Origin of the sequence: Marinomonas sp. 5E14-1 (assembly GCF_039939215.1) — a bacterium.
Lineage (GTDB): Bacteria > Pseudomonadota > Gammaproteobacteria > Pseudomonadales > Marinomonadaceae > Marinomonas.
Genome location: NZ_JBDXMW010000001.1, coordinates 248,881 through 268,034 on the forward strand (window position 1 = coordinate 248,881; position 19,154 = coordinate 268,034).

The 19,154-nt window shown below is 42.5% G+C and carries 20 protein-coding genes; 4 read left to right on the forward strand and 16 right to left on the reverse strand.

Annotation, left to right across the window (positions count from 1 at the left end; all coding sequences use genetic code 11):
• Positions 1-77 precede the first annotated feature (77 nt).
• Entirely contained in the window at positions 78-932 is an 855-nt protein-coding gene (locus ABFY09_RS01150) for an inositol monophosphatase (RefSeq protein ID WP_347982456.1), read from the forward strand.
• Positions 933-1,524: 592 nt separating this feature from the next.
• Complete coding sequence (locus ABFY09_RS01155) at positions 1,525-1,869, forward strand: metalloregulator ArsR/SmtB family transcription factor (RefSeq protein ID WP_347982457.1); 345 nt, start codon at positions 1,525-1,527, stop codon at positions 1,867-1,869.
• Positions 1,870-1,971: 102 nt separating this feature from the next.
• Here ABFY09_RS01155 and phnE (ABFY09_RS01160) read toward each other — a convergent pair whose 3' ends face one another.
• The 8 genes from phnE (ABFY09_RS01160) to ABFY09_RS01195 form a co-directional block, all read right to left on the reverse strand.
• On the reverse strand, positions 1,972-2,781 hold the full coding sequence (gene phnE, locus ABFY09_RS01160; protein ID WP_347982458.1) for a phosphonate ABC transporter, permease protein PhnE: 810 nt from the start codon (positions 2,779-2,781) through the stop codon (positions 1,972-1,974).
• Entirely contained in the window at positions 2,769-3,557 is a 789-nt protein-coding gene (gene phnE, locus ABFY09_RS01165) for a phosphonate ABC transporter, permease protein PhnE (RefSeq protein WP_347982459.1), read from the reverse strand. Before phnE (ABFY09_RS01165) ends, phnE (ABFY09_RS01160) begins: the two co-directional genes overlap by 13 nt.
• The gene (gene phnC / locus ABFY09_RS01170; protein WP_347982460.1) at positions 3,557-4,354 is read right to left on the reverse strand and encodes a phosphonate ABC transporter ATP-binding protein; all 798 of its coding nucleotides are present in this window, start codon (positions 4,352-4,354) and stop codon (positions 3,557-3,559) included. Before phnC ends, phnE (ABFY09_RS01165) begins: the two co-directional genes overlap by 1 nt.
• 9 nt (positions 4,355-4,363) lie before the next feature.
• Positions 4,364-5,305 (reverse strand): phosphate/phosphite/phosphonate ABC transporter substrate-binding protein, encoded by a 942-nt coding sequence (phnD, locus tag ABFY09_RS01175; RefSeq protein ID WP_347982461.1) that lies wholly within the window; start codon positions 5,303-5,305, stop codon positions 4,364-4,366.
• 148 nt (positions 5,306-5,453) lie between these two features.
• A complete protein-coding gene (locus ABFY09_RS01180; protein WP_347982462.1) occupies positions 5,454-6,434 on the reverse strand; it encodes a lipid A deacylase LpxR family protein in 981 nt (326 codons plus the stop codon).
• A 314-nt stretch (positions 6,435-6,748) separates the two neighbouring features.
• A complete protein-coding gene (locus ABFY09_RS01185) occupies positions 6,749-7,924 on the reverse strand; it encodes an acetyl-CoA C-acetyltransferase (protein WP_347982463.1) in 1,176 nt (391 codons plus the stop codon).
• Positions 7,925-7,985: 61 nt separating this feature from the next.
• Positions 7,986-8,645, reverse strand: coding sequence for a CoA transferase subunit B (locus ABFY09_RS01190; protein ID WP_347982464.1), 660 nt, complete (start codon positions 8,643-8,645; stop codon positions 7,986-7,988).
• 14 nt (positions 8,646-8,659) lie between these two features.
• Positions 8,660-9,364, reverse strand: coding sequence for a CoA transferase subunit A (locus ABFY09_RS01195; protein WP_347982465.1), 705 nt, complete (start codon positions 9,362-9,364; stop codon positions 8,660-8,662).
• 127 nt (positions 9,365-9,491) lie between these two features.
• Here ABFY09_RS01195 and ABFY09_RS01200 point away from each other — a divergent pair, with 127 nt between their 5' ends.
• A complete protein-coding gene (locus ABFY09_RS01200; protein ID WP_347982466.1) occupies positions 9,492-10,388 on the forward strand; it encodes a LysR family transcriptional regulator in 897 nt (298 codons plus the stop codon).
• A gap of 71 nt (positions 10,389-10,459) precedes the next feature.
• Here ABFY09_RS01200 and ABFY09_RS01205 read toward each other — a convergent pair whose 3' ends face one another.
• The 7 genes from ABFY09_RS01205 to ABFY09_RS01235 form a co-directional block, all read right to left on the reverse strand.
• On the reverse strand, positions 10,460-12,187 hold the full coding sequence (locus ABFY09_RS01205; protein ID WP_347982467.1) for an ABC transporter ATP-binding protein: 1,728 nt from the start codon (positions 12,185-12,187) through the stop codon (positions 10,460-10,462).
• Positions 12,187-13,092 (reverse strand): ABC transporter permease, encoded by a 906-nt coding sequence (locus ABFY09_RS01210; RefSeq protein ID WP_347982468.1) that lies wholly within the window; start codon positions 13,090-13,092, stop codon positions 12,187-12,189. The genes ABFY09_RS01205 and ABFY09_RS01210 overlap by 1 nt, the downstream gene beginning before the upstream one ends.
• Before the next feature lie 13 nt (positions 13,093-13,105).
• Complete coding sequence (locus ABFY09_RS01215; RefSeq protein ID WP_347982469.1) at positions 13,106-14,068, reverse strand: ABC transporter permease; 963 nt, start codon at positions 14,066-14,068, stop codon at positions 13,106-13,108.
• Between the two features lie 32 nt (positions 14,069-14,100).
• Positions 14,101-15,681, reverse strand: coding sequence for an ABC transporter substrate-binding protein (locus ABFY09_RS01220; RefSeq protein ID WP_347982470.1), 1,581 nt, complete (start codon positions 15,679-15,681; stop codon positions 14,101-14,103).
• A 150-nt stretch (positions 15,682-15,831) separates the two neighbouring features.
• Entirely contained in the window at positions 15,832-16,422 is a 591-nt protein-coding gene (locus ABFY09_RS01225) for a 3'-5' exonuclease (RefSeq protein WP_347982471.1), read from the reverse strand.
• Between the two features lie 23 nt (positions 16,423-16,445).
• The gene (locus ABFY09_RS01230; RefSeq protein ID WP_347982472.1) at positions 16,446-16,865 is read right to left on the reverse strand and encodes a tetratricopeptide repeat protein; all 420 of its coding nucleotides are present in this window, start codon (positions 16,863-16,865) and stop codon (positions 16,446-16,448) included.
• Between the two features lie 173 nt (positions 16,866-17,038).
• Complete coding sequence (locus ABFY09_RS01235) at positions 17,039-17,683, reverse strand: peroxiredoxin-like family protein (protein ID WP_347982473.1); 645 nt, start codon at positions 17,681-17,683, stop codon at positions 17,039-17,041.
• Positions 17,684-17,857: 174 nt separating this feature from the next.
• Between ABFY09_RS01235 and ABFY09_RS01240 the strand changes: the two genes are divergently transcribed.
• Positions 17,858-18,430: a TetR/AcrR family transcriptional regulator gene (locus tag ABFY09_RS01240; protein WP_347982474.1), complete on the forward strand. Its 573-nt coding sequence runs from the start codon at positions 17,858-17,860 to the stop codon at positions 18,428-18,430.
• A gap of 43 nt (positions 18,431-18,473) precedes the next feature.
• Here ABFY09_RS01240 and ABFY09_RS01245 read toward each other — a convergent pair whose 3' ends face one another.
• Positions 18,474-19,124, reverse strand: coding sequence for a peroxiredoxin-like family protein (locus tag ABFY09_RS01245; protein WP_347982475.1), 651 nt, complete (start codon positions 19,122-19,124; stop codon positions 18,474-18,476).
• Positions 19,125-19,154: the final 30 nt, after the last annotated feature.

Below are 19,154 nucleotides of genomic sequence, written 5' to 3' on the forward strand. Positions count from 1 at the left end.
TTATCAAAAGTGCCAACAAACTGTCACCTTGATCACGTATAATTCATAAAGTTTGAATAAAAAAGGATGGCAAGATAATGAATTTCAACGAAAGCGCTCAAAACCAACTTATAGAAATCGTTCGTTGCGCAGGACAAGAAATTGTCATGACTAACTTTCGACAGTTGAGTTCTGCTGATGTTGAAACCAAAAGCAGCTTTAGCGATCTGGTAACCATTGCAGACAAAGCCTGTGAAGATTTCATTACGCAACAAATACAGCAACACTTCCCTGATTGGGCGATTGTAGGCGAAGAAGCCACCGCTGAAGACACCTCTACAACAGATAAGATCAGCCAGTCAGACATTTGCGTGATTATCGACCCAATCGATGGCACTTGGAATTACGCCCACGGCATTGCTGACTTCGGTATTATTCTCGCCGTCTTAGTAAAAGGAGAAACACGTTTCGGTTTACTTTATGACCCAGTGAATGACGACTGGATCTATGCTAACAAAGGCGAAGGTGCTTTCTTTCAGCGTACTTCTTTGAAAGAAAGAGGCACAGGACAAATTCCAAGCCAAGCACCATTGGCATTAAACATAACAGCCGAAGCAGAACTTGAAAGGCTTGCAGGCATTATGTCGATACACTCTTACATTGGCGAGAAACAAAAAGACTTCGCCATCAAAGCAACCCGCTTTGCTCGAATCAACAATCTGCCTTCTTGTCCTGCCTATCGCCAATTGTCTCTTGGGCATTTTCACTTCAGCCTCACCTACAAAATGCTTCCTTGGGATCATGCAGCAGGCGTGCTTATTTACACAGAAGCTGGCGGTGTTTGCCGACTGTTGAATGGCACAGAATACAATCCAGCCATGTTAGAAGGCGAACTACTTGCCGCTCAATCTGAAGCACAATGGCAAACCATCGCAGAACACTTCAGAAAATAATAAACCTAATAACAAAAAAACCGTTACTCTGATTCAACCAAAGTAACGGTTTTTTTTGGTTCTGAACCTATTTCTAGGACATTTTTTCATCGCTTTAATATGAAGACTCCAGCGTTTCTTAGCTTGTTGCTTTTAATGTCATGCCGTTTGGACCTACACCAATATTGCTAGATTTTTTCGCTGGCTCACCGTATTTTTTAAAGAATGCTAAGTTTTCGAAACTTGCGTCCAAACCTCATAAACAGCCACCTTCGATCTTTGCTGTAAAGCTATCTAAATCAACTCTGATGCCCCCAAAAATACAGACATAATCACTTTAGATTTATTCATAACACACCTCATTTACTTGGGTTGATAAAATTGATGGGGCTATTTTGCGATACTTTTATCTCAGAAGGATTACAAAAATAGAGAAATATACATTCTCCTGCATATATCTTATTTCACATATTTAAACCACTAAAAAATCTCATGTTTTCCTTTGAAACCGATCAGCACCCTTTCCAAACTATCTGTTAAACTAGCCAATATTGATCAGTAAACTACATAGAATAAACACGGTTGGTTTCCCCAAACAAACCTAAGGAAAACAATGGACCCGATTCAATTTTATAAGTGCTTATCCGACGAAACCCGCTTGCGCAGCATGCTACTGATTTATTTAGAAAATGAATTATGCGTATGTGAGCTAATGGCCGCACTAGAAGAAAGCCAGCCTAAAATATCCCGTCACCTCGCACAACTAAGAAACTGTGGCTTATTAACCGATCGACGCCAAGGCCAATGGGTTTACTACAGCCTCAATACAGAATTACCGAAATGGGCGAAAACCGTATTGTCAGAAACCGCCGCAGAAAACACGCACTTCATAGACATTAATCAACAGCGCCTACAAAAAATGGGGGATCGCCCCGAACGAACGGTTGCTTGTTGCTAATCACAAACCAGCGTAAACACCTGCAAAAAAAGAGCCGCCAACGAACACACTGAGTATTCATTGACGGCTCTTTTCATTTTATCTGACAAGCATTCACTGACGTTAAATCAGCAAGCTTCTCACCTTGGCTGAAATGTATTCAGACACCACAACCGTCGCCAAAATCACTAGAATAATCAGCGTCACTTGAGGCCATGCCAACACATTCAACGAGGATGACAAGAACAAGCCTATACCGCCTGCGCCAACTAAGCCCAATATGGTGGATTCTCGAATATTAATGTCCCACCGGAAAATCGTGATGCTTAAAAAAGCAGGCAAAATTTGCGGGATAATCGCGTAAGCAATGGTTTGAAAACGAGACGCACCCGTCGACTCAATCGCCTCTACACTGGTGCTGTTGATCTCTTCAATGCTCTCATACAGCAACTTGGCCACAAACCCGATCGACCTTAAACCGATCGCAATAATACCGGCTAAAATCCCCGGCCCTAAAATCGTCACCAATAACAAAGCCCAAATCAACGAATTGATAGAACGCGATGAGGCAATGATAAACAAGGCAATCGGACGCACGAACTTTGTGGACGGCGTGGTATTTCGTGCCGCTAAGAAAGCAACAGGAAACGCCAAAATCACACCAAGAAGCGTACCTAATGTGGCGATATTCAACGTATCCCAAAGGGCTTTATACAGCTTATTGATGTACAACCATTCTGGTGGAAACATGCGATCGATTAAATCCGCCGCTTGCACAGGTGCGTCATAAACAAAAAACCAAATCGTGTCTTCCGTCATTTCCAACCAGCAAAACACAGTCAGCAATACAATGGAAAACCAAAAACCCCAAACGATCCATGCTTTACGTCTAGTATGACTTTCCCATACTAATTTTTGTTCTAACTCACCCATTTTCTTATCCATCCAGAAAGGTATTCACACGCCAACACAATAAGAATAATTAAAATGAGAATGGCACCAGCAGAATCGTATTCATAGCGATCAATCGAGGTATTCAAGGTCGCGCCTATACCGCCTGCGCCAACAATGCCAATGACCGCCGATTCACGAAAGTTAATATCGAATCGATAAAACGACAAACCAATCATACGCGGCATCACCTGTGGCCAAATCGCGATGTGCATACGCTGTAACCAAGATGCGCCCGTTGAAGCAATGGCTTCCAATTGTTTTTTATCAATTTCTTCAATTTCTTCAGCTAATAACTTACCTAGGAAACCAATTGTCGCGTAGGTCAGCGTTAAGAAACCCGCAAAGGCTCCGAAGCCAAAAAGCGCCACTAAAAAGATGGCCACAATCACTTCTTGCATAGAGCGAGAAACCGCAATAAAAGATCGACAAAACAAATAGATAGGTTTTGGAGAAATGTTACGCGCCGCGCCCATTCCAAATGGAATAGACAGCAGAATTCCAACCACCGTTGACGTCACTGTCATGGTTAAGCTTTCATAAATCCCAGAATAAATGTCCGCCGCTCGACGAGTAAAATTAGGGTTCAAAAAGCCTTCGATAAAACGACCACCGCGCTCCAAACCTTCGTAAACCCGTTGCCAATTCACCTCAATGCTGCCAATACCGACAATCAAATACAGAAAAAAGGCGATCCAAAGCGCGATGCGCCAGCGTTTATCTGGCACAAGATAATGAGGCCTTTGCCAAGTTCGCATTAAGCGGCCTCCTCACTTTCCTGTTCATCATCTTCGTCTTCTGGCTTAACGTCCGTCCAATCTTCGTCGCCATAAATGCGCGTCAGTACGTCTTCTGTTAATTCATCAGGCTTGCCGTCAAACACCACTTCGCCACCTTGCAGACCAATAATGCGATCCACAAACTGCATCGCCAGCGGCACATCGTGAATATTGATAATCGCTGACAAGGCTTTTTCACGGCAAATAGACTGAATCAAACGCATGATTTGACGAGACGTTTTTGGGTCCAAACTTGCTGTTGGCTCATCCACCAATAACAAACGAGGATCTTGCGCCAAGGCTCTGGCAATCCCCACGCGTTGACGCTGGCCACCAGACAATTCATCAGCACGTTTATTAGCGTGATCAATTAAGCCAACACGGTCTAAATACTCAAAAGCATTATCAATGTCTTCTTGTGGATAACGACGTAAGAAAGAACGCCAAAAAGACAAATACCCCAATCGACCAGACAAGACGTTTTCCATCACGCTCAGCCTTTCAACTAGGGCGTATTCTTGGAAAATCATCCCAATGTGACGACGTTGCTCGCGAATTTTGCTGGAAGACAAACTGCTCAAGCTCACATCGTCCAACTGGATATTGCCTTCACTTGGATCGATTAGTCGGTTTACACAACGAATCATGGTGGATTTACCGGCCCCACTCGGGCCGATAAGTCCAACAATTTCACCGTCAGGAACCTCAAAACTAATGTCTTTTAAAACCCAAGGACCAGACTTATAACGCTTTTTTAAGTGTTCAATTTTAAGCACTGAGAGATCCTATCGGCAGTTGTATGAAACGCCGTTTGCGTCATCAATTTTACGAATCACATTCCAGTGTTGCTTAAAGGTAATTGGTAAGAACTGACCTTCTTTCGAGAACTCTTCTTTCAGCTTGCTACCTTCCCATTTGTAAGAGAAAAACGCTTCTTTGATTTTTTCTTGAAGCTCAGGCTTAAGGTTGTAAGCCACGCCGTAGCTTGTTGTTGGGAAAGTTTCAGATTTATAAATGGATTTTATTTGGCTGGCTTTCACAACATCACGATCAACCATTCGATTCAATACAGAGTTTGCAACGGCCGCCGCTGGGTAATCTTTGTTTGCGACACCCAAAATAGAGTTGTCATGCTTACCAGAGAACAGTGGCTCGAAATCACGCTCAGGAATCAAATTAAAATCCGCTTTTAGAATCGCAGAAGGCGCTTTAAAACCAGAGTTAGAGGTTTGAGACGTAAAGGCCAACTTGCTGCCTTTAATGTCTTTAGGAGAATTGATACCAGAATTTGGGTAAGTGATGATTTCCATCTCATAACCAAAAGAACCATCTTCTGCTGCCATCATAGTAAATGGACGATAACCCGCACAAGCAACCGCTAATGGGTTAGAACCTGTGTTGAAACCGGCAATGTGAAGACGACCAGCACGCATTGCTTCGATTTGCGCTGCGTTAGACTGTACAGGGAAGAAACGCACTTTTTTGCCTGTTACGTCTTCCATGTGTTCTAGGAACTCAGACCAAACATCCGCATAAACGGCAGGATCTTCTACTGGCGTATAGGCAAAAATCAACGTACTAGGATCGATTAACTTAGATTCATCAGTTGGGATATCAGCGATTAAATCTTTATCTTTATCCGCGTAACGGCTGTCCAAAGAAAATTCTGCATTAGCTGCACCTGCGGCAAACATTGACGCCAAAAGTACTGGGTATAATAGTTTCATAGTGTCGCTCCTGATTAAGTAATCACGAAACTTTACACCCGCTTTGTGACAGTTTAGTTAAAACATATAAATAAACATATATAAGAAATGATTCTCTTTTAAAACAAAATTTATCTCTGATTTAGACAGCACACAGTTTTTAAAACAACTAAAGCTGCCACGCAAATGTCAGCGTGCCATAGCTATTAAAGTCGTCTAAGCTGTGATCATTACTGCCGTTATATTGCAATGAGAAAGGCGTATTGATAGCAAAGGCGAGGGAGGAATTCCCCCAAGAGTAAGTCACACCTAATGCTAAAATATTAATATTATGGTCATAGTCGATGGATCGGCTATCGCTAAAAGTATTACCGTCAGTGTAAATTTGGTTAAAGTAGTATTTTAGCGCTAACCCGGAATATAAAAACCACCCACCATTTACGGCAATAGGATTCGATGTTCTTGAGTCTGCAAATAAAGCGGTAGCATAAGAATCTTCTAAGTTTTTACCATAACGAAAAACAGCCGCAGTACTAACGCTACTACTTAACGTACCAAGGCCTATATTTCCTCCTAGCAAGATATCCGCATGACCGCTGTCCGATATCCACTCTCGCCATATTCGTCCACGAGAAAGTTCAAATACCAATTCATTATTTAATTGTGTGTCCCAACCTTTCGGTTCTTGTGCAGAAATAATGGAATGGATGGTCTTCTGGCTTTCCTCTCCTAACGCAAATGGGCCGACAATGCCTAGTGTTGTACTGATTCTATCCGCATAACTTGGACCTGCAGAAATATAGGTATTGGTAAAGCTAATCACTGCCGAATAAGGCAAATCTGACTCGGATGGAATGGCTTGAGAAATATCATAAGGCGTCGTTAATGTTTGACCAAAGCTGTACACATTTACAGCTCTATCAATCGAGCGATTTGGCATACTCCACATTAAAGGTTTTACCCAAATATCCGCCTCATGCTGTGAATAGGAGCCATCATAAACATTGTACTTGGATACATAAATTCCATTGGTGTAACCGTTATCTTCGCCAACAAAAAAGTCATTATCCAATGTAGCAGACATCCAACTAACATCACTATAAGCCTGTACACCATACAAAAGAAATACAATGGATACGAAGGCTTTCAAGAGTCTTTCCGCTTTTCTATTATTGTGACTTTTTCTGTCTCTCGTTTTGTTCACTTGATTTCAGCTCGCTGATTTTTCTTATGTTATATAACTAAGGAGATATCATTATAAAATTTACAAAGCGGAGCATAGACCAAGAAATATTGAATAATCATGAACTTATCAAGGATAAATTTTTCTTTCTATCAAAAAACACCATCTAAGAAAAGCCTAGATGATGTTCTGAACTGTGTATTTCCTTCTGAATGAAAAGCAACTGTTAGAAAACAGTAAGAGAGGTATTCGAGTCATGCACTTTTTGATCAATGCATTTTTTAACGCGACACTAGCATGGCTACCCCCATACCGCCGCCGATACACAAAGTAGCAAGCCCTTTTTCAAGATCTTGCCGTTGCATTTCATGAAGCAACGTCACCAAAATTCGACAACCTGATGCTCCGATTGGATGACCTAGAGCAACAGCACCACCATTAACATTGACTTTATTAGCATCCAAACCAAGTTCTTTGTTGACGCACAACGCTTGCACAGCAAAGGCTTCATTGGCTTCAACAAGGTCTAAATCAACTACTTGCCAATTGGCTTTTTTAAGTGCCTTATTGGTTGCCGCGATTGGTCCCGTTCCCATAATGTCAGGATCAACACCAGCAGAACTCGTCGCTTCGATAATGGCTAAAATCGGCAAACCTAAGCGCTTTGCTTCTTCATCCGTTGTCACAACCACCATCGCCGCACCATCATTTAATGTGGATGCATTCCCTGCCGTCACACTGCCTTCTTTGGCAAAAGCGGGACGCAGTTTCGCCAGTGATTCTGCGTTGGTATTCGGACGAATTTGTTCGTCAGCGTCGACAATCACTGGATCGCCTTTGCGTTGAGGAATTGAAACAGGAAGAATTTCTTCGACAAAGCGTCCCGAAGACTGAGCTTGTGCCGCTTTATGTTGTGATCGCTCTGCGAATTGGTCTTGCTCGGCACGGCTAATATTCCAACGATTGGCAATATTTTCTGCAGTCTGTCCCATATGGTAGTTATTAAACGCATCCCATAGACCATCGCTTACCATGGAATCAACCAGCTCCCAGTTGCCCATTTTTTTACCAGAACGGCTGTTTGGTAAAACATGTGCCGCTTGACTCATGCTTTCTTGCCCGCCAGCAACCACCATATTGGCATCGCCATTTAGAACCGCTTGCGCCGCCAGTTGTACGGCTTTTAAGCCCGAACCACATACTTTGTTTATTGTCATAGCAGAAACATGATTCGCCAATCCAGCGTGAATAGCCGTTTGGCGTGCCGGATTTTGCCCACAGCCTGCCGCCAAAACTTGCCCCAAAATGACGTCATCAATGTGCCCTTTCAAAATAGGTTGTTTGGCCAACATACCAGACAAGAGCTGAGTGCCGATTTGCACGGCACTTAACGAAGATAAGGCACCATTAAAGGCACCAATTGGTGTTCTCGCCGCTGCAACGATAACCGCTTTCATATGATCTGCTCCTTAATAAAATTCTGTTTATTCTTCTAATTTCGAATAATAAGGCTTTATCTTAAGCAAAGACCATCTCGGGAACATGGTCTGGAACAATAAGCTTACCTTGCGTCTTTTCAATGATTTCTTCTGTGGAAACACCTGGCGCTCTCTCTTTAAGAACAAAGGCACCATTTTCAATTTCTAACCAAGCAAGGTCTGTCAGCACTTTTCTGATACAGCCCTTACCAGTCAAAGGCAAAGAGCAGCTTTCTAGCAACTTGGACTCACCCGATTTAGAAGCATGTGTCATGGTGACAATGATGTTGTCTGCGCCGGCAACCAAGTCCATTGCTCCACCCATGCCTTTCACTAATTTGTTAGGAATCATCCACGAAGCAATATTGCCGTTTACGTCCACTTCAAATGCACCTAATACGGTTAAATCAACGTGACCACCACGAATCATGGCAAAAGATTCTGCCGACGAAAAAATAGAAGCGCCTTTGACTGCGGTGACAGTTTGCTTACCCGCATTTATCATGTCTGCATCTATGGTGTCTTCTGTTGGAAACTCGCCCATACCAAGCAAACCATTTTCAGATTGCAGCATGACATCCATATTTTCCGGAACGTAATTCGCCACCAAGGTTGGAATACCTATTCCCAGATTAACGTAAAAGCCATCTTGTAATTCTTGAGCAACACGTTGTGCCATTTGTTCTCTTGTTAATGCCATGTCAAACCTCATTATTATTTTGCTGCTTTTACGGTTCTTTGTTCGATACGTTTCTCAAATGTGCCCAACACAACACGATCCACGTAAATACCAGGAGTATGAATCTGCGTTGGATCAAGTTCTCCCACTTCAACAATCTCTTCTACTTCAACAACCGTGATTTTGCCTGCTGTCGCAGCGAGTGGATTGAAGTTTTGTGCGGTATGGCGATATACAACATTGCCGTAACGGTCTGCTTTCCAACCTTTAACAATGGCGAAATCCCCTGTAATAGCTTCTTCGAGTAAGTATTCTCTGCCATTGAATAATTTGGTTTCTTTGCCTTCAGCGACCGGAGTACCAACACCTGTGGCAGTATAAAAAGCAGGAATGCCAGCACCGCCTGCGCGCATTTTTTCGGCTAAGGTGCCTTGGGGAGTGAGCTCGACTTCTAATTCACCATCGAGTAACTGCTTTTCAAATAAAGCGTTTTCGCCGACATAAGACGAAATCATTTTTCGAACTTGTTTGTCTTCTAGCAAGATACCTAACCCAAAGCCGTCAACGCCACAGTTATTCGACACCACTGTCAGACCTTTTGTACCTTTGCGTTGGATCTCTGCTATCAGGTTCTCTGGAATGCCACACAAGCCAAAACCACCAGCTAGAACAATCATATCGTCTTCTAAACCAGCCATGGCTTCTTCGTATGAGGTAACCACTTTGTCAAAACCTGCCATTCCCTTTCTCCTGATTATTATTGTGAAGGAAGTTCAGTTTGACCCAAGAAGATAAATTAATTAAATTTGTTTTATATATTTATTAATAAGTTTTACAAATCAATAAAAGCCAACAAAGTGACTCACAATGAATATTAAACAAGTTCGTGCTTTTCTTGCTGTGGCTCAATCCATGAGCTTCGCAAACGCAGCCAACCAACTGCACCTGTCTCAGCCGGCATTGAGCTTGTCGATCAAAAGTTTAGAAGATAGCCTAGGCGGGAAATTACTTACTCGAACCACTCGCAGCATCGCCCTCACTCCAGAAGGTGAAGCATTAGTGCCGATTGCTAGACGCTTGCTGGCTCAATGGGAAGATGCTGAAGATGAGATGAAACAACGCTTTGCTTTGCAGCTTGGTAAAATCACCATCGCTTCTATGCCTTCATTTGCTGCGTCCTTACTGCCAAAAGCCATTCGCAATTATCATGCCTCGTATCCAGATATTCAGGTCGCTATTGATGATGTGTTATCAGATGTGGTGGTTGAAATGGTGCGAAATAATCAAGTAGAACTGGGGATTTCATTTGAGCCTGTAGGCTTGCTTGAATTGGCGTTTTATCCATTATACGACGATCGTTTTATTGCAATACTACCAAAAGATCACCCTTTAGAAGTGCATGAAAACATCACATGGGAAGCCTTACTAGAATACGATTTCATCACGTTGCAGCGCCCTTCTAGCGTGCGAACCATGATAGAAAAAACACTCAGTGACGCCAACATAGAATTGAATGTCGCCTTTGACGCACATCAGCTTGCAACAGTCGGGCGAATGGTCAGTGATGGAATGGGCGTTGCCGTTGTTCCTGCTCTTTGTCGCCAACAAGCTAAAGAACAAGGCGCTATTTGTCGACCTATCGTAGAACCAGAAATACATCGTCGCGTTGGTGTTATTTGTCAGCCAAGATCCAGCTTATCTATCGCTGCGGCCGCTATGCTGGATATTTTGATAGAAACCTACGCAGGAGAAAATGCACTATAAATAATGCTCTCTCCTGCAAGGTTAAGTAAAAATGTTTGTCAATATACAACTCAAATCAGCACCAGAAAAGATCAAAATCTGGCCGGATTAAAACCCCATTCTTTCGGCATGACAGGGGTTAAAGAAAGCAGTTTTTTGGTGTACTCAGCTTGAGGGCTCTCAAATAAGTCTTCCGTTTTACCTGCCTCTTCAATCACTCCATTACGAAGAACCACCATTTCATTCGCCATTTGTCGCACCACTGAGAGGTTGTGACTGATAAACAAAATGGTCAGCCCAAACTTTGACTGCAGATCTTTTAAAAGGTTAAGAATCTCGGCTTGAATCGACACATCTAAAGCCGAAGTTGGTTCATCACATATCAAGAATCTTGGTCGGGCTAACAAAGCACGGGCCACAGCAATACGCTGACGCTGTCCACCAGAAAATTGATGAGGGTATTTATTAATAGCATCAGGCGCCATGCCGACCAACGCAAGCATAGAAGCCACTAATTCTTGGCGTTTAACGGGGTCTTTTTCTAAGCCATAAAACCAAAGTGGTTCCATTAAAATAGAGCCAATTTTGTGACGTGAGTTGAGGCTTGAATATGGGTCTTGAAACACCATTTGAATCAGTCGGCGTGAAGGATGTTTTCGACTACGAGCCCTTCCTCCTGGCAAGAGTTCATCACCAAGTTTCATGGTTCCACCATTTGGCGAAATCAAACCTGTAATGGTTTTAGCAACTGTCGATTTCCCTGAACCACTCTCACCAACCAACCCCATAATGCTACCGGGTTTGACGTTAAAGCTGACTTTATCGAGCGCAATAAAATCATCTGGTTTGCGCCATATCGACTTACGAGTACCAGCAAAGCGAACATCTAACTCGGAAATAGAAAGACCAATTGAAAACTCTTTATTTTTACCTTCTGGCAGCGTTTTTTCTTCAAGTAACCACTGCTCAGCAAGGTCGCCTGTCGCTGCACCTTTGGCTTCAGCCTCTTTCTCCATTGGCACACGAAATCGATCAATCTTATGATCCATCGGCGGAACAGCGTCCATCAATGCTCGTGTATAAGCATTTTTTGGTCGCCCAAGCACCTGAGGCGTTTCACCGAACTCAACTACTCGCCCCTTACGCATGACAGTGACGCAATCAGCAATTTGTGCAATAACACCAATGTCATGAGTAATCAGAATGAAGCCAATCTTGCGTTTATCAGCCAATGAGCGAATTAGTTCCAACACTTGGCTTTGTACAGCCACATCCAGTGCCGTTGTAGGTTCATCTGCGATAATAAGTTCAGGATTAGTACAAAGAGCTAAAGCGATAACAACCCGTTGACGCATACCACCAGAAAATTGATGTGGCCAAGATTTGACGCGCTCTGCCGCATTCTTGATACCAATCTCTTCTAGTAAATGAATGGCACGAACACGAGCCTCTTCTGCAGTAATATCTTCATGGGCCAAGATAGTTTCGATTAACTGATCTTCCACCGTCATTAGAGGATTTAGACTGGTTTGTGGGTCCTGAAAGATCATTGAAATACGCTTACCACGCAAAGCATGAGCTTGATTGACGTCCAAAGCCCGCAGGTCTGTATCGCCCAACATAATCTTGCCATCAGCGATATAACCCGGCGTTTGCAGTAAACCAATCACGGCCGCGCCGACAGTGGATTTACCAGCGCCACTCTCCCCAACGAGACCATGTATTTCACCTGCTTGAACCTGCAAGTTGATGTTTTCAATAGCCGTCGTATCACCAAATCGTGTCGGGAAGCGTACGGTTAAATTTTCCACTCTGAGCATTAGCGTAACCCCGGATTAAAAACATCACGCATGAAATCACCAAGCGTATTAATAGAGACAACTAATGCCACAAGAAACAAAGTCGGTATCCATAAAATCCACCATTCACCAGACAACATAAACTGCATGCCAATGCGAATTAGCGTGCCTAATGATGGGCTGTCTGCCGCAAGGCCAATTCCCAGAAACGACAAAGTGGCTTCCAACAAAATAGCGGAAGCGAGATCCACCGTCATAATGACCAAAAGCGGCCCTAAAATATTCGGTAAGATATGGATAAACATAATACGAATTGGGCGTTGCCCCATAATAATCGCCGCTTGCACATATTCTTTATTCATCTCTACGAAAGTAGAAGCACGAGCAGTACGAGCAAAATTCACCCAAAGAGACAGAGCAATTGCCAGTGTTAATACCACAACTCGTAAGTCCTGTTGCACTTCTGGTGGTAAAATTCCGCGAGCAATCCCATCAATCAATAAAGCGGTTAGAATAGCAGGTAAGGCAAGCTGAACGTCGGCAATTCGCATAACAATCGCATCAAAACGGCCACCGTAAAACCCCGCCGCAAGACCAAGCCCGACACCTAATACAGTCGCAATTACCATTGCGGACAAACCAATCAATAAAGACAAACGAGCGCCGTATAAAATCGACGAAATCATGTCTCGGCCTTGATCGTCTGTACCCAACATAAACTGCGAGATTCCGCCTTCCTGCCAAACCGGAGGAAGCAGTCCGTCCATCAAACTAAAGGAACTCAGGTCGTAAGGATTTACAGATGCAATCCAAGGCGCAAAGGCAGCACCAATAAAAATCATCATGGCGATAACAGCAGCGACCATAACCGCAGGACTACGAGTAAACAGCCAAAGGCCTTCTGAGCGTTTTATAAACTCTTTCATATTCATCTCCTGCCTACACTCGAAGACGTGGATCAATGGCCACATACAAAAGATCGACTAATAAATTTACCACTACAAAGAAGAAAGCAATGACGACTAAATAAACCCCCATCACAGGAATATCAACAAAGCGAATCGATTCCAGAAATAACAGCCCCATTCCAGGCCATTGAAAAACACTTTCCGTCACAATGGAAAATGCGATGACGCCACCAAACTGCAAACCAATAATAGTAATAACAGGCACCATAGTGTTCGCCAACGCATGTCGAAAATACAGCTGTTTCATTGGCACACCGCGAGCCGTCGCAAAGCGAATATAGTCGGTTCGCATCACATCCATCATTTGTGCTCGAACCAAACGCATCGTCAATGTTAGCTGATAAACACCAAGCGTAATGGCTGGCAAAATAAGTGCTCGCCAACCGTCGATAGAAAATAACGAGCTTTCCCAAAAACCGATATTAACAGTCTCCCCTCGTCCAAACGTCGGCAACCAACCAAGCTGAACACCAAATAAGAAAATCAGCATGATACCAATAACAAAAGTCGGGATTGAGATACCAATCAATGTGGTCATCAGAATTGTCTGAGTAATAACACCTCTTGGCCGAAGCGCCGTATAAACACCAGCAGGAATACCAATAACAAGCGAAATCAACAGGGCAACGATGCCCAATTCAAGCGTCGCTGGAATACGGCTTGTGATCATATCCGCCACAGGTTGACGAGTGCGATACGAAAAACCAAAACCCCCTTGCAGCATGTCCGCAGTAAAACGTCCAAATTGACTGATGAATGGGTCATTAAGACCCAATTCTTCACGTAATCGCTCTTGATCCGCAATAGAGGTTTCAACGCCTGTCATTTGGGTAATTGGGTCACCCACAAAGCGAAATAGAGAAAACGCCAAAAAAGCGACCGCAAGCATCACAAAAACGGATTGAATGAGTCGCTTAGAAATGAAATAAAACATCAATGTTCCATTCGTTTGGATAAATTTAAATTCTATTTAATCGTAACCCAGCGCAGCATAAAGAAATTATCCGCACGTTGAGTTATGTCGATGTTTTCTTTCGTAGCCCAAATTAATGGTTGCGTATAAAGCGGAATATACGCTACTTCCTTTTGCGTTATAGCAACAACTTCATCTACCATAGCTTGGCGTTTAGCAGGATTAATTTCCTGCAATATAGATGGAAGCAATTCATCAATTCGGGCATTTGAGTAATTACCAAAGTTCCAAGAGCCGAGTTTTTTCTCGTTATCTTGAGTGTGTAATAAAAAGCGAATTGGGTGCTCTACATCGAACGTACCCGGAGACCAACCAAGTAAGTACATATCAAAATCATCAGCGCGTAATTGCGTCCAATAATCACGAACTGGCCCTGTGCTCAGTTGAGCTTTTAACCCTACAGCACTGAACATAGAGGCTGCCGCACGACACAAGGCTTCATCATTAATGTAACGGTCATTCGTACATTTCAAGCCGAAGCTGAAACCATTTGGATAACCCGCTTCCGCTAGCAATGCTTTCGCACGTTTTGGATTATATTCAGGGCGTGCTGCATTTTTCTCAGAGTAACCAGAAATACCCGCTGGCACTAATTGTGATGCGGCTTCAATTTTCCCACGGAATAATACTCGATCAATTGATGCCATGTTAATCGCATGAGCCGCGGCTAAACGCACTCGTGAATCTTTAAACGGATTAGCATCATTAACGTCGGATGAATAAAGTAATTTGTCATGTTCGTGACCAAAGCCAAACATAATGACACGAGTTTCTTCACCTTCTAAAACTTTGAAACCTTTACGGCTTTCAACTTGTTTAGCATCTTGTAGTGGAATCGGTTGAATAAAATCAATTTCTCCAGACAACAATGCAGCAATACCTGTCGCTGAGTTACCAATCGGAGTAAAAACAGCTTCCGTCACATTATGAGTCGCTGTGTCCCACCAGTTGTTGTAAGGCTTTAGAGTAGTTTTCACCCCAGGGTCGCGGCTAGACAAGGTGAAAGGTCCGGTGCCATTGGTATGAATCGTGGCGTAGTTTTGCGCATCTTTCGCTGGTAATGCAGCGTTGTTTTGTTCAGCCCAGCCTTTATCCAAAATCATGAAATTCGCAATGGAGTCAGGAAAAAGCGGGTTAGGATTATTGGTCACAAAATCAATTGTATAGTCATCAACCACAATCACGTCAGAAACAGGTGAAAACCATGAACGTACATCTGCTACTTCATTAGACGCTCGTAAATAAGAGAAATACACATCTTCTGCAGTAAAGGCAGCACCATTTTGAAAAGTTACATTTTCGCGTAAATGGAAACGCCAGCCGTTTTTACCTTCCAATGGCTCCCATGATGTCGCCAAAGATGGTTCAATCGACATATTTTCACCACGTCTAACCAGTCCTTCATAGATATTATTCAAAAATGACAAGACTGGTGTGGAATTCACAGCATGAGGATCCATAGTTTGTGGATCTGTATTGGAAGCCCAACGAAAAGTGTCTGCATTTGCACCAGTTGCGGATAAAAGCAAGATGCTGGACAGTATAGCTGTAGGGCGAAAACTGGTTTTTTTCATAGCATTTTCCTAATGGGTAATTTTAATTAATGTGAGAATAAACAGCTTCTTAATTAAAGTCTACATGCAGACTTCATGCCCAAGACACTGAGTTTGAAAGTATTTTATTTTAATCAAAACCTTTTGTATTCTGCGACTATTTAAAAAACATCAGATCGATTGCGCTGCGAGTAATGCTTTCTCAACACAAATAGCAGCATGAGCGTCATTGGCGGCATAAAGGATTTGTGAATTGCTTAATGGGTAAGCACCCCAATTCGATTTTTGTGCTCCTTTTCCTAGTCGAAACTTCAATATCATAGCAACCGCCGCACGAGCTCCAATGGCATTTTTATCACCAATCATTCGCTTTAGAGTGAAGGACAGATCTTGCGTATTTACTATACCAATATCCAACTTACTTCGAAGCTCTTTATTATCGCCTTTTATTCCGAACCCAACTTTCTGAATATCTGAGTTCATCAAAATTTCTGCGGCAGCAGAAACGGCGATGGGAAATCTTGCCGGAAACAAAAACGCCTTCGACTCAGTCGCAATTTGGATAAGCGAAGGTCCGGGACTGACCTGCCCTTTGCGGAAAATTGGTTTGCTTTCCGTATCAAATCCTACACTGCTTTCATTTTCTAATATTTTCAACGCTTGCTTTGCATCTGACTCAGTTTCGACAATGACAATATCTTTCAGAGCAAGGCCTATGTATGAAGGTAAAGCGTTGATTTCATCTTTCGTAGGACGTTCCATAAAATTCCGTTTAACCACTCTATTTAAGCCGTTGTCAGCTTTTTCAGTAGATCATGAATATCTGCTTTTAATTCTTTATCAATAATTTTATTACTGTGAATTTTAGCCTGCTCTAAATATTCAATGGCGCGCTCTTTATTACCCAAATCCACATGCAAGCGTGCTGCTGAAAAGCCAATCGAAGACAAATAATCTTTTGAATTAATCGCTGAAGCTTTTAATAAGGCTTTGTCATAAAGGGAAAGAGCCAATTCTAGATCGTCAGTAAAATCCGCCAGAGTTTCCCACTGAACGGGATGGTCTTTTTCAGTGCCATCATTTTCATCACATACTTTTTTCAATTCGACATAATAAGTGTTGAAACGATTCTGGTCTTTTTTGTGCGCACAGTTCATCAACTCTTTAGCTAAAGAAAGAACCTGTTTATATATTCTTGTATTCATAATGGACTCTAGGTTAAGGCTTTCAGCATTTTGGAGTCCCTATGGTAGTTTTAATGAGCGACTTATAACAGCTTTTCACCTTTTTCAAATCCATAAAAAAACCAGTGTGGAATAAAACTCCACACTGGTTTTTTTAGATAATTCGATTTCGCCTTAATGAAACGCAATAACCATTAAAGCGCGTTAAGAGCCGCAACAACTTCAGCTGGTTCTTGACGAGTTGTATAATCCGCATCTACAAACGCATTGGCAACAGTACCGTCTTGAGCAATCACAAAAGTGGCCGCTAATGGTAAATCGAATTGGCCTTCGCCATTATGTTTTTCAAGCTCGATACCAAAAGACTTGTAAATTGGACGCAATTCTTCAGCCAATGAAAAAACCAAACCAAGGCTTTTTGCATATTCTGCATTAGCATCAGATAGGACTTCAAATTCCAATGCGTTTTTCTCTGCAGTAGACAATGACATGTCTGGTAATTCTGGAGTGATCGCAACAAGAGTAGCGTTTGCTGCTTTAATATTAGCAAGCTGATCTTGATATGCTTTCAATTCTAGGTTGCAGTATGGGCACCAACCGCCACGGTAAAATGTCATCACAACAGGGCCTTTCACCAATAAATCTTCTAGATTTACTGTCTCACCATTTTGGTTTGGTAATGAAAATGCAGATAGTTTTTCAGATACTTTTGGCGCTTTATCAACAATGCCTGTTTCCGCCAGGTCTTTTGTTACCTGCTTCATCAGCTCTTGTACTTCTAATGGTGCTTTTTTAACAAACGCGGCTTTGTATTCTGCAATTTGATCTTGTAATGACATAGTAAACCTCATAACCAATAAAATTAACTTGAATAGTCATTCAAACAGTTTTTGAGTGATCATTCAATTACTTTTTTGAATGATCACTCAAAAGTTTGCAGAATCCATAATTTACTCGTTATACTTGATCATCATTCAGACACAAAAATGTATTAATCGAGAACAGGTAACCCAATGGCTAGAGTGCAGTTTGATAAGTCAAAAGTATTAGAAAGCGCGACCCACGCTTTTTGGCGCTTAGGATATACCGCTACATCTATGCAAACTCTTGTAGAGCAAACAGGGTTAAAACCGGGAAGTATTTACCTAGCTTTTGGAAATAAAGAAGGTCTGTTTAAAGAGTCTCTTGATTATTACGCTGAGCAGTCATTAACAAACTTAGAAGCCATGCTCGCACAATACGACTCTATAGAAGAAGCGCTTCCGCATATTCTCTTAGCGCTTATTGAAGAGTCCAGCCAATCAAAATATTGCAGCTGTTTCTTGGTCAAAAGCCAGCTAGAACTCAGCGATGAACAGGCAGAATTAAAACAGCATGTTTCCCAACGACTTCGCAAAGTGGAGTCTCTTTATTTCGAGGGATTCTTGAAAAACAACAGCGAAGCCGAAGCAAGAGTCAAAGCAGCCAGTGTCATGATGCATATATTCGGAATACGAGTTTACGGCTACCACACAAACTCTAAAGAGCAATTAATGAATGGCATTCGCCTTGGTCTATCTTGGTTAGCATGGGAAACATTGCATTAAAAAAGCATTTAAGAGAATCACACCCTTAAATGCTCTGTTTTCTTTAAGCCAGTTTTTTCAAAGCTTCGATGATGTCTTCAGGCTCTGAACGAGTTCTGTAGTCTACATCTACAAAGCGCCATGCCACTTTTCCATCGCGGTCAATAACGAAGGTTGCCGGAATGGGTAATACGTTACCATTACCGTTATTAATCGCCTCCAGGTCCAGCCCACGGTCAACTTTCATGTGGTTTACTAGATATTCCGGCACTTCCCAAGCCACACCATATTCCACGGCGACTTTTGCACTTTGATCGGACAATACTTGAAAAGCCATTTGGCTGATTTCGTCTTTGCTCAGTGAATCATCTGGCACTTGTGGGCTGATAGCTACCAACTCGGCTCCCAGATCATTGAATTCCCTTAAACGAGCTTGCAGTGCTCGTAATTGCAGGTTGCAATATGGGCACCAGCTACCACGGTAAAAAGTCACAATGACTGGGCCTTTTGCCAATAAATCAGCCAAAGATGTTGCTTCTCCACTTTGATTCGGCAGTTCAAAATTAGGTGCAGTTGCTCCTAATGCAAGAGCATCGGAGCCTTGTTCAAATTGCTTGGCGCGTTCAATGGCTTCATCTACGCCCTTCATAAATTCAGGATTAGCTGCACGACCAGCTGCCACTTTCGCTTCTGTTTGCTCTTTTAAAGTGCTCATTTTGCCTCTCTAAATCAGTTGGTTTCTATG

What these genes read in the sequence shown, in the direction of transcription:
- ABFY09_RS01150 (WP_347982456.1), top strand. Translation starts at nt 78, where the DNA reads ATGAATTTCAACGAAAGCGCTCAAAACCAACTTATAGAAATCGTTCGT.
- ABFY09_RS01155 (WP_347982457.1), top strand. Translation starts at nt 1,525, where the DNA reads ATGGACCCGATTCAATTTTATAAGTGCTTATCCGACGAAACCCGCTTG.
- phnE (WP_347982458.1), bottom strand. Translation starts at nt 2,781, where the DNA reads ATGGGTGAGTTAGAACAAAAATTAGTATGGGAAAGTCATACTAGACGT.
- phnE (WP_347982459.1), bottom strand. Translation starts at nt 3,557, where the DNA reads ATGCGAACTTGGCAAAGGCCTCATTATCTTGTGCCAGATAAACGCTGG.
- phnD (WP_347982461.1), bottom strand. Translation starts at nt 5,305, where the DNA reads ATGAAACTATTATACCCAGTACTTTTGGCGTCAATGTTTGCCGCAGGT.
- ABFY09_RS01185 (WP_347982463.1), bottom strand. Translation starts at nt 7,924, where the DNA reads ATGAAAGCGGTTATCGTTGCAGCGGCGAGAACACCAATTGGTGCCTTT.
- ABFY09_RS01190 (WP_347982464.1), bottom strand. Translation starts at nt 8,645, where the DNA reads ATGGCATTAACAAGAGAACAAATGGCACAACGTGTTGCTCAAGAATTA.
- ABFY09_RS01195 (WP_347982465.1), bottom strand. Translation starts at nt 9,364, where the DNA reads ATGGCAGGTTTTGACAAAGTGGTTACCTCATACGAAGAAGCCATGGCT.
- ABFY09_RS01200 (WP_347982466.1), top strand. Translation starts at nt 9,492, where the DNA reads ATGAATATTAAACAAGTTCGTGCTTTTCTTGCTGTGGCTCAATCCATG.
- ABFY09_RS01205 (WP_347982467.1), bottom strand. Translation starts at nt 12,187, where the DNA reads ATGCTCAGAGTGGAAAATTTAACCGTACGCTTCCCGACACGATTTGGT.
- ABFY09_RS01210 (WP_347982468.1), bottom strand. Translation starts at nt 13,092, where the DNA reads ATGAAAGAGTTTATAAAACGCTCAGAAGGCCTTTGGCTGTTTACTCGT.
- ABFY09_RS01215 (WP_347982469.1), bottom strand. Translation starts at nt 14,068, where the DNA reads ATGTTTTATTTCATTTCTAAGCGACTCATTCAATCCGTTTTTGTGATG.
- ABFY09_RS01220 (WP_347982470.1), bottom strand. Translation starts at nt 15,681, where the DNA reads ATGAAAAAAACCAGTTTTCGCCCTACAGCTATACTGTCCAGCATCTTG.
- ABFY09_RS01225 (WP_347982471.1), bottom strand. Translation starts at nt 16,422, where the DNA reads ATGGAACGTCCTACGAAAGATGAAATCAACGCTTTACCTTCATACATA.
- ABFY09_RS01230 (WP_347982472.1), bottom strand. Translation starts at nt 16,865, where the DNA reads ATGAATACAAGAATATATAAACAGGTTCTTTCTTTAGCTAAAGAGTTG.
- ABFY09_RS01235 (WP_347982473.1), bottom strand. Translation starts at nt 17,683, where the DNA reads ATGTCATTACAAGATCAAATTGCAGAATACAAAGCCGCGTTTGTTAAA.
- ABFY09_RS01240 (WP_347982474.1), top strand. Translation starts at nt 17,858, where the DNA reads ATGGCTAGAGTGCAGTTTGATAAGTCAAAAGTATTAGAAAGCGCGACC.
- ABFY09_RS01245 (WP_347982475.1), bottom strand. Translation starts at nt 19,124, where the DNA reads ATGAGCACTTTAAAAGAGCAAACAGAAGCGAAAGTGGCAGCTGGTCGT.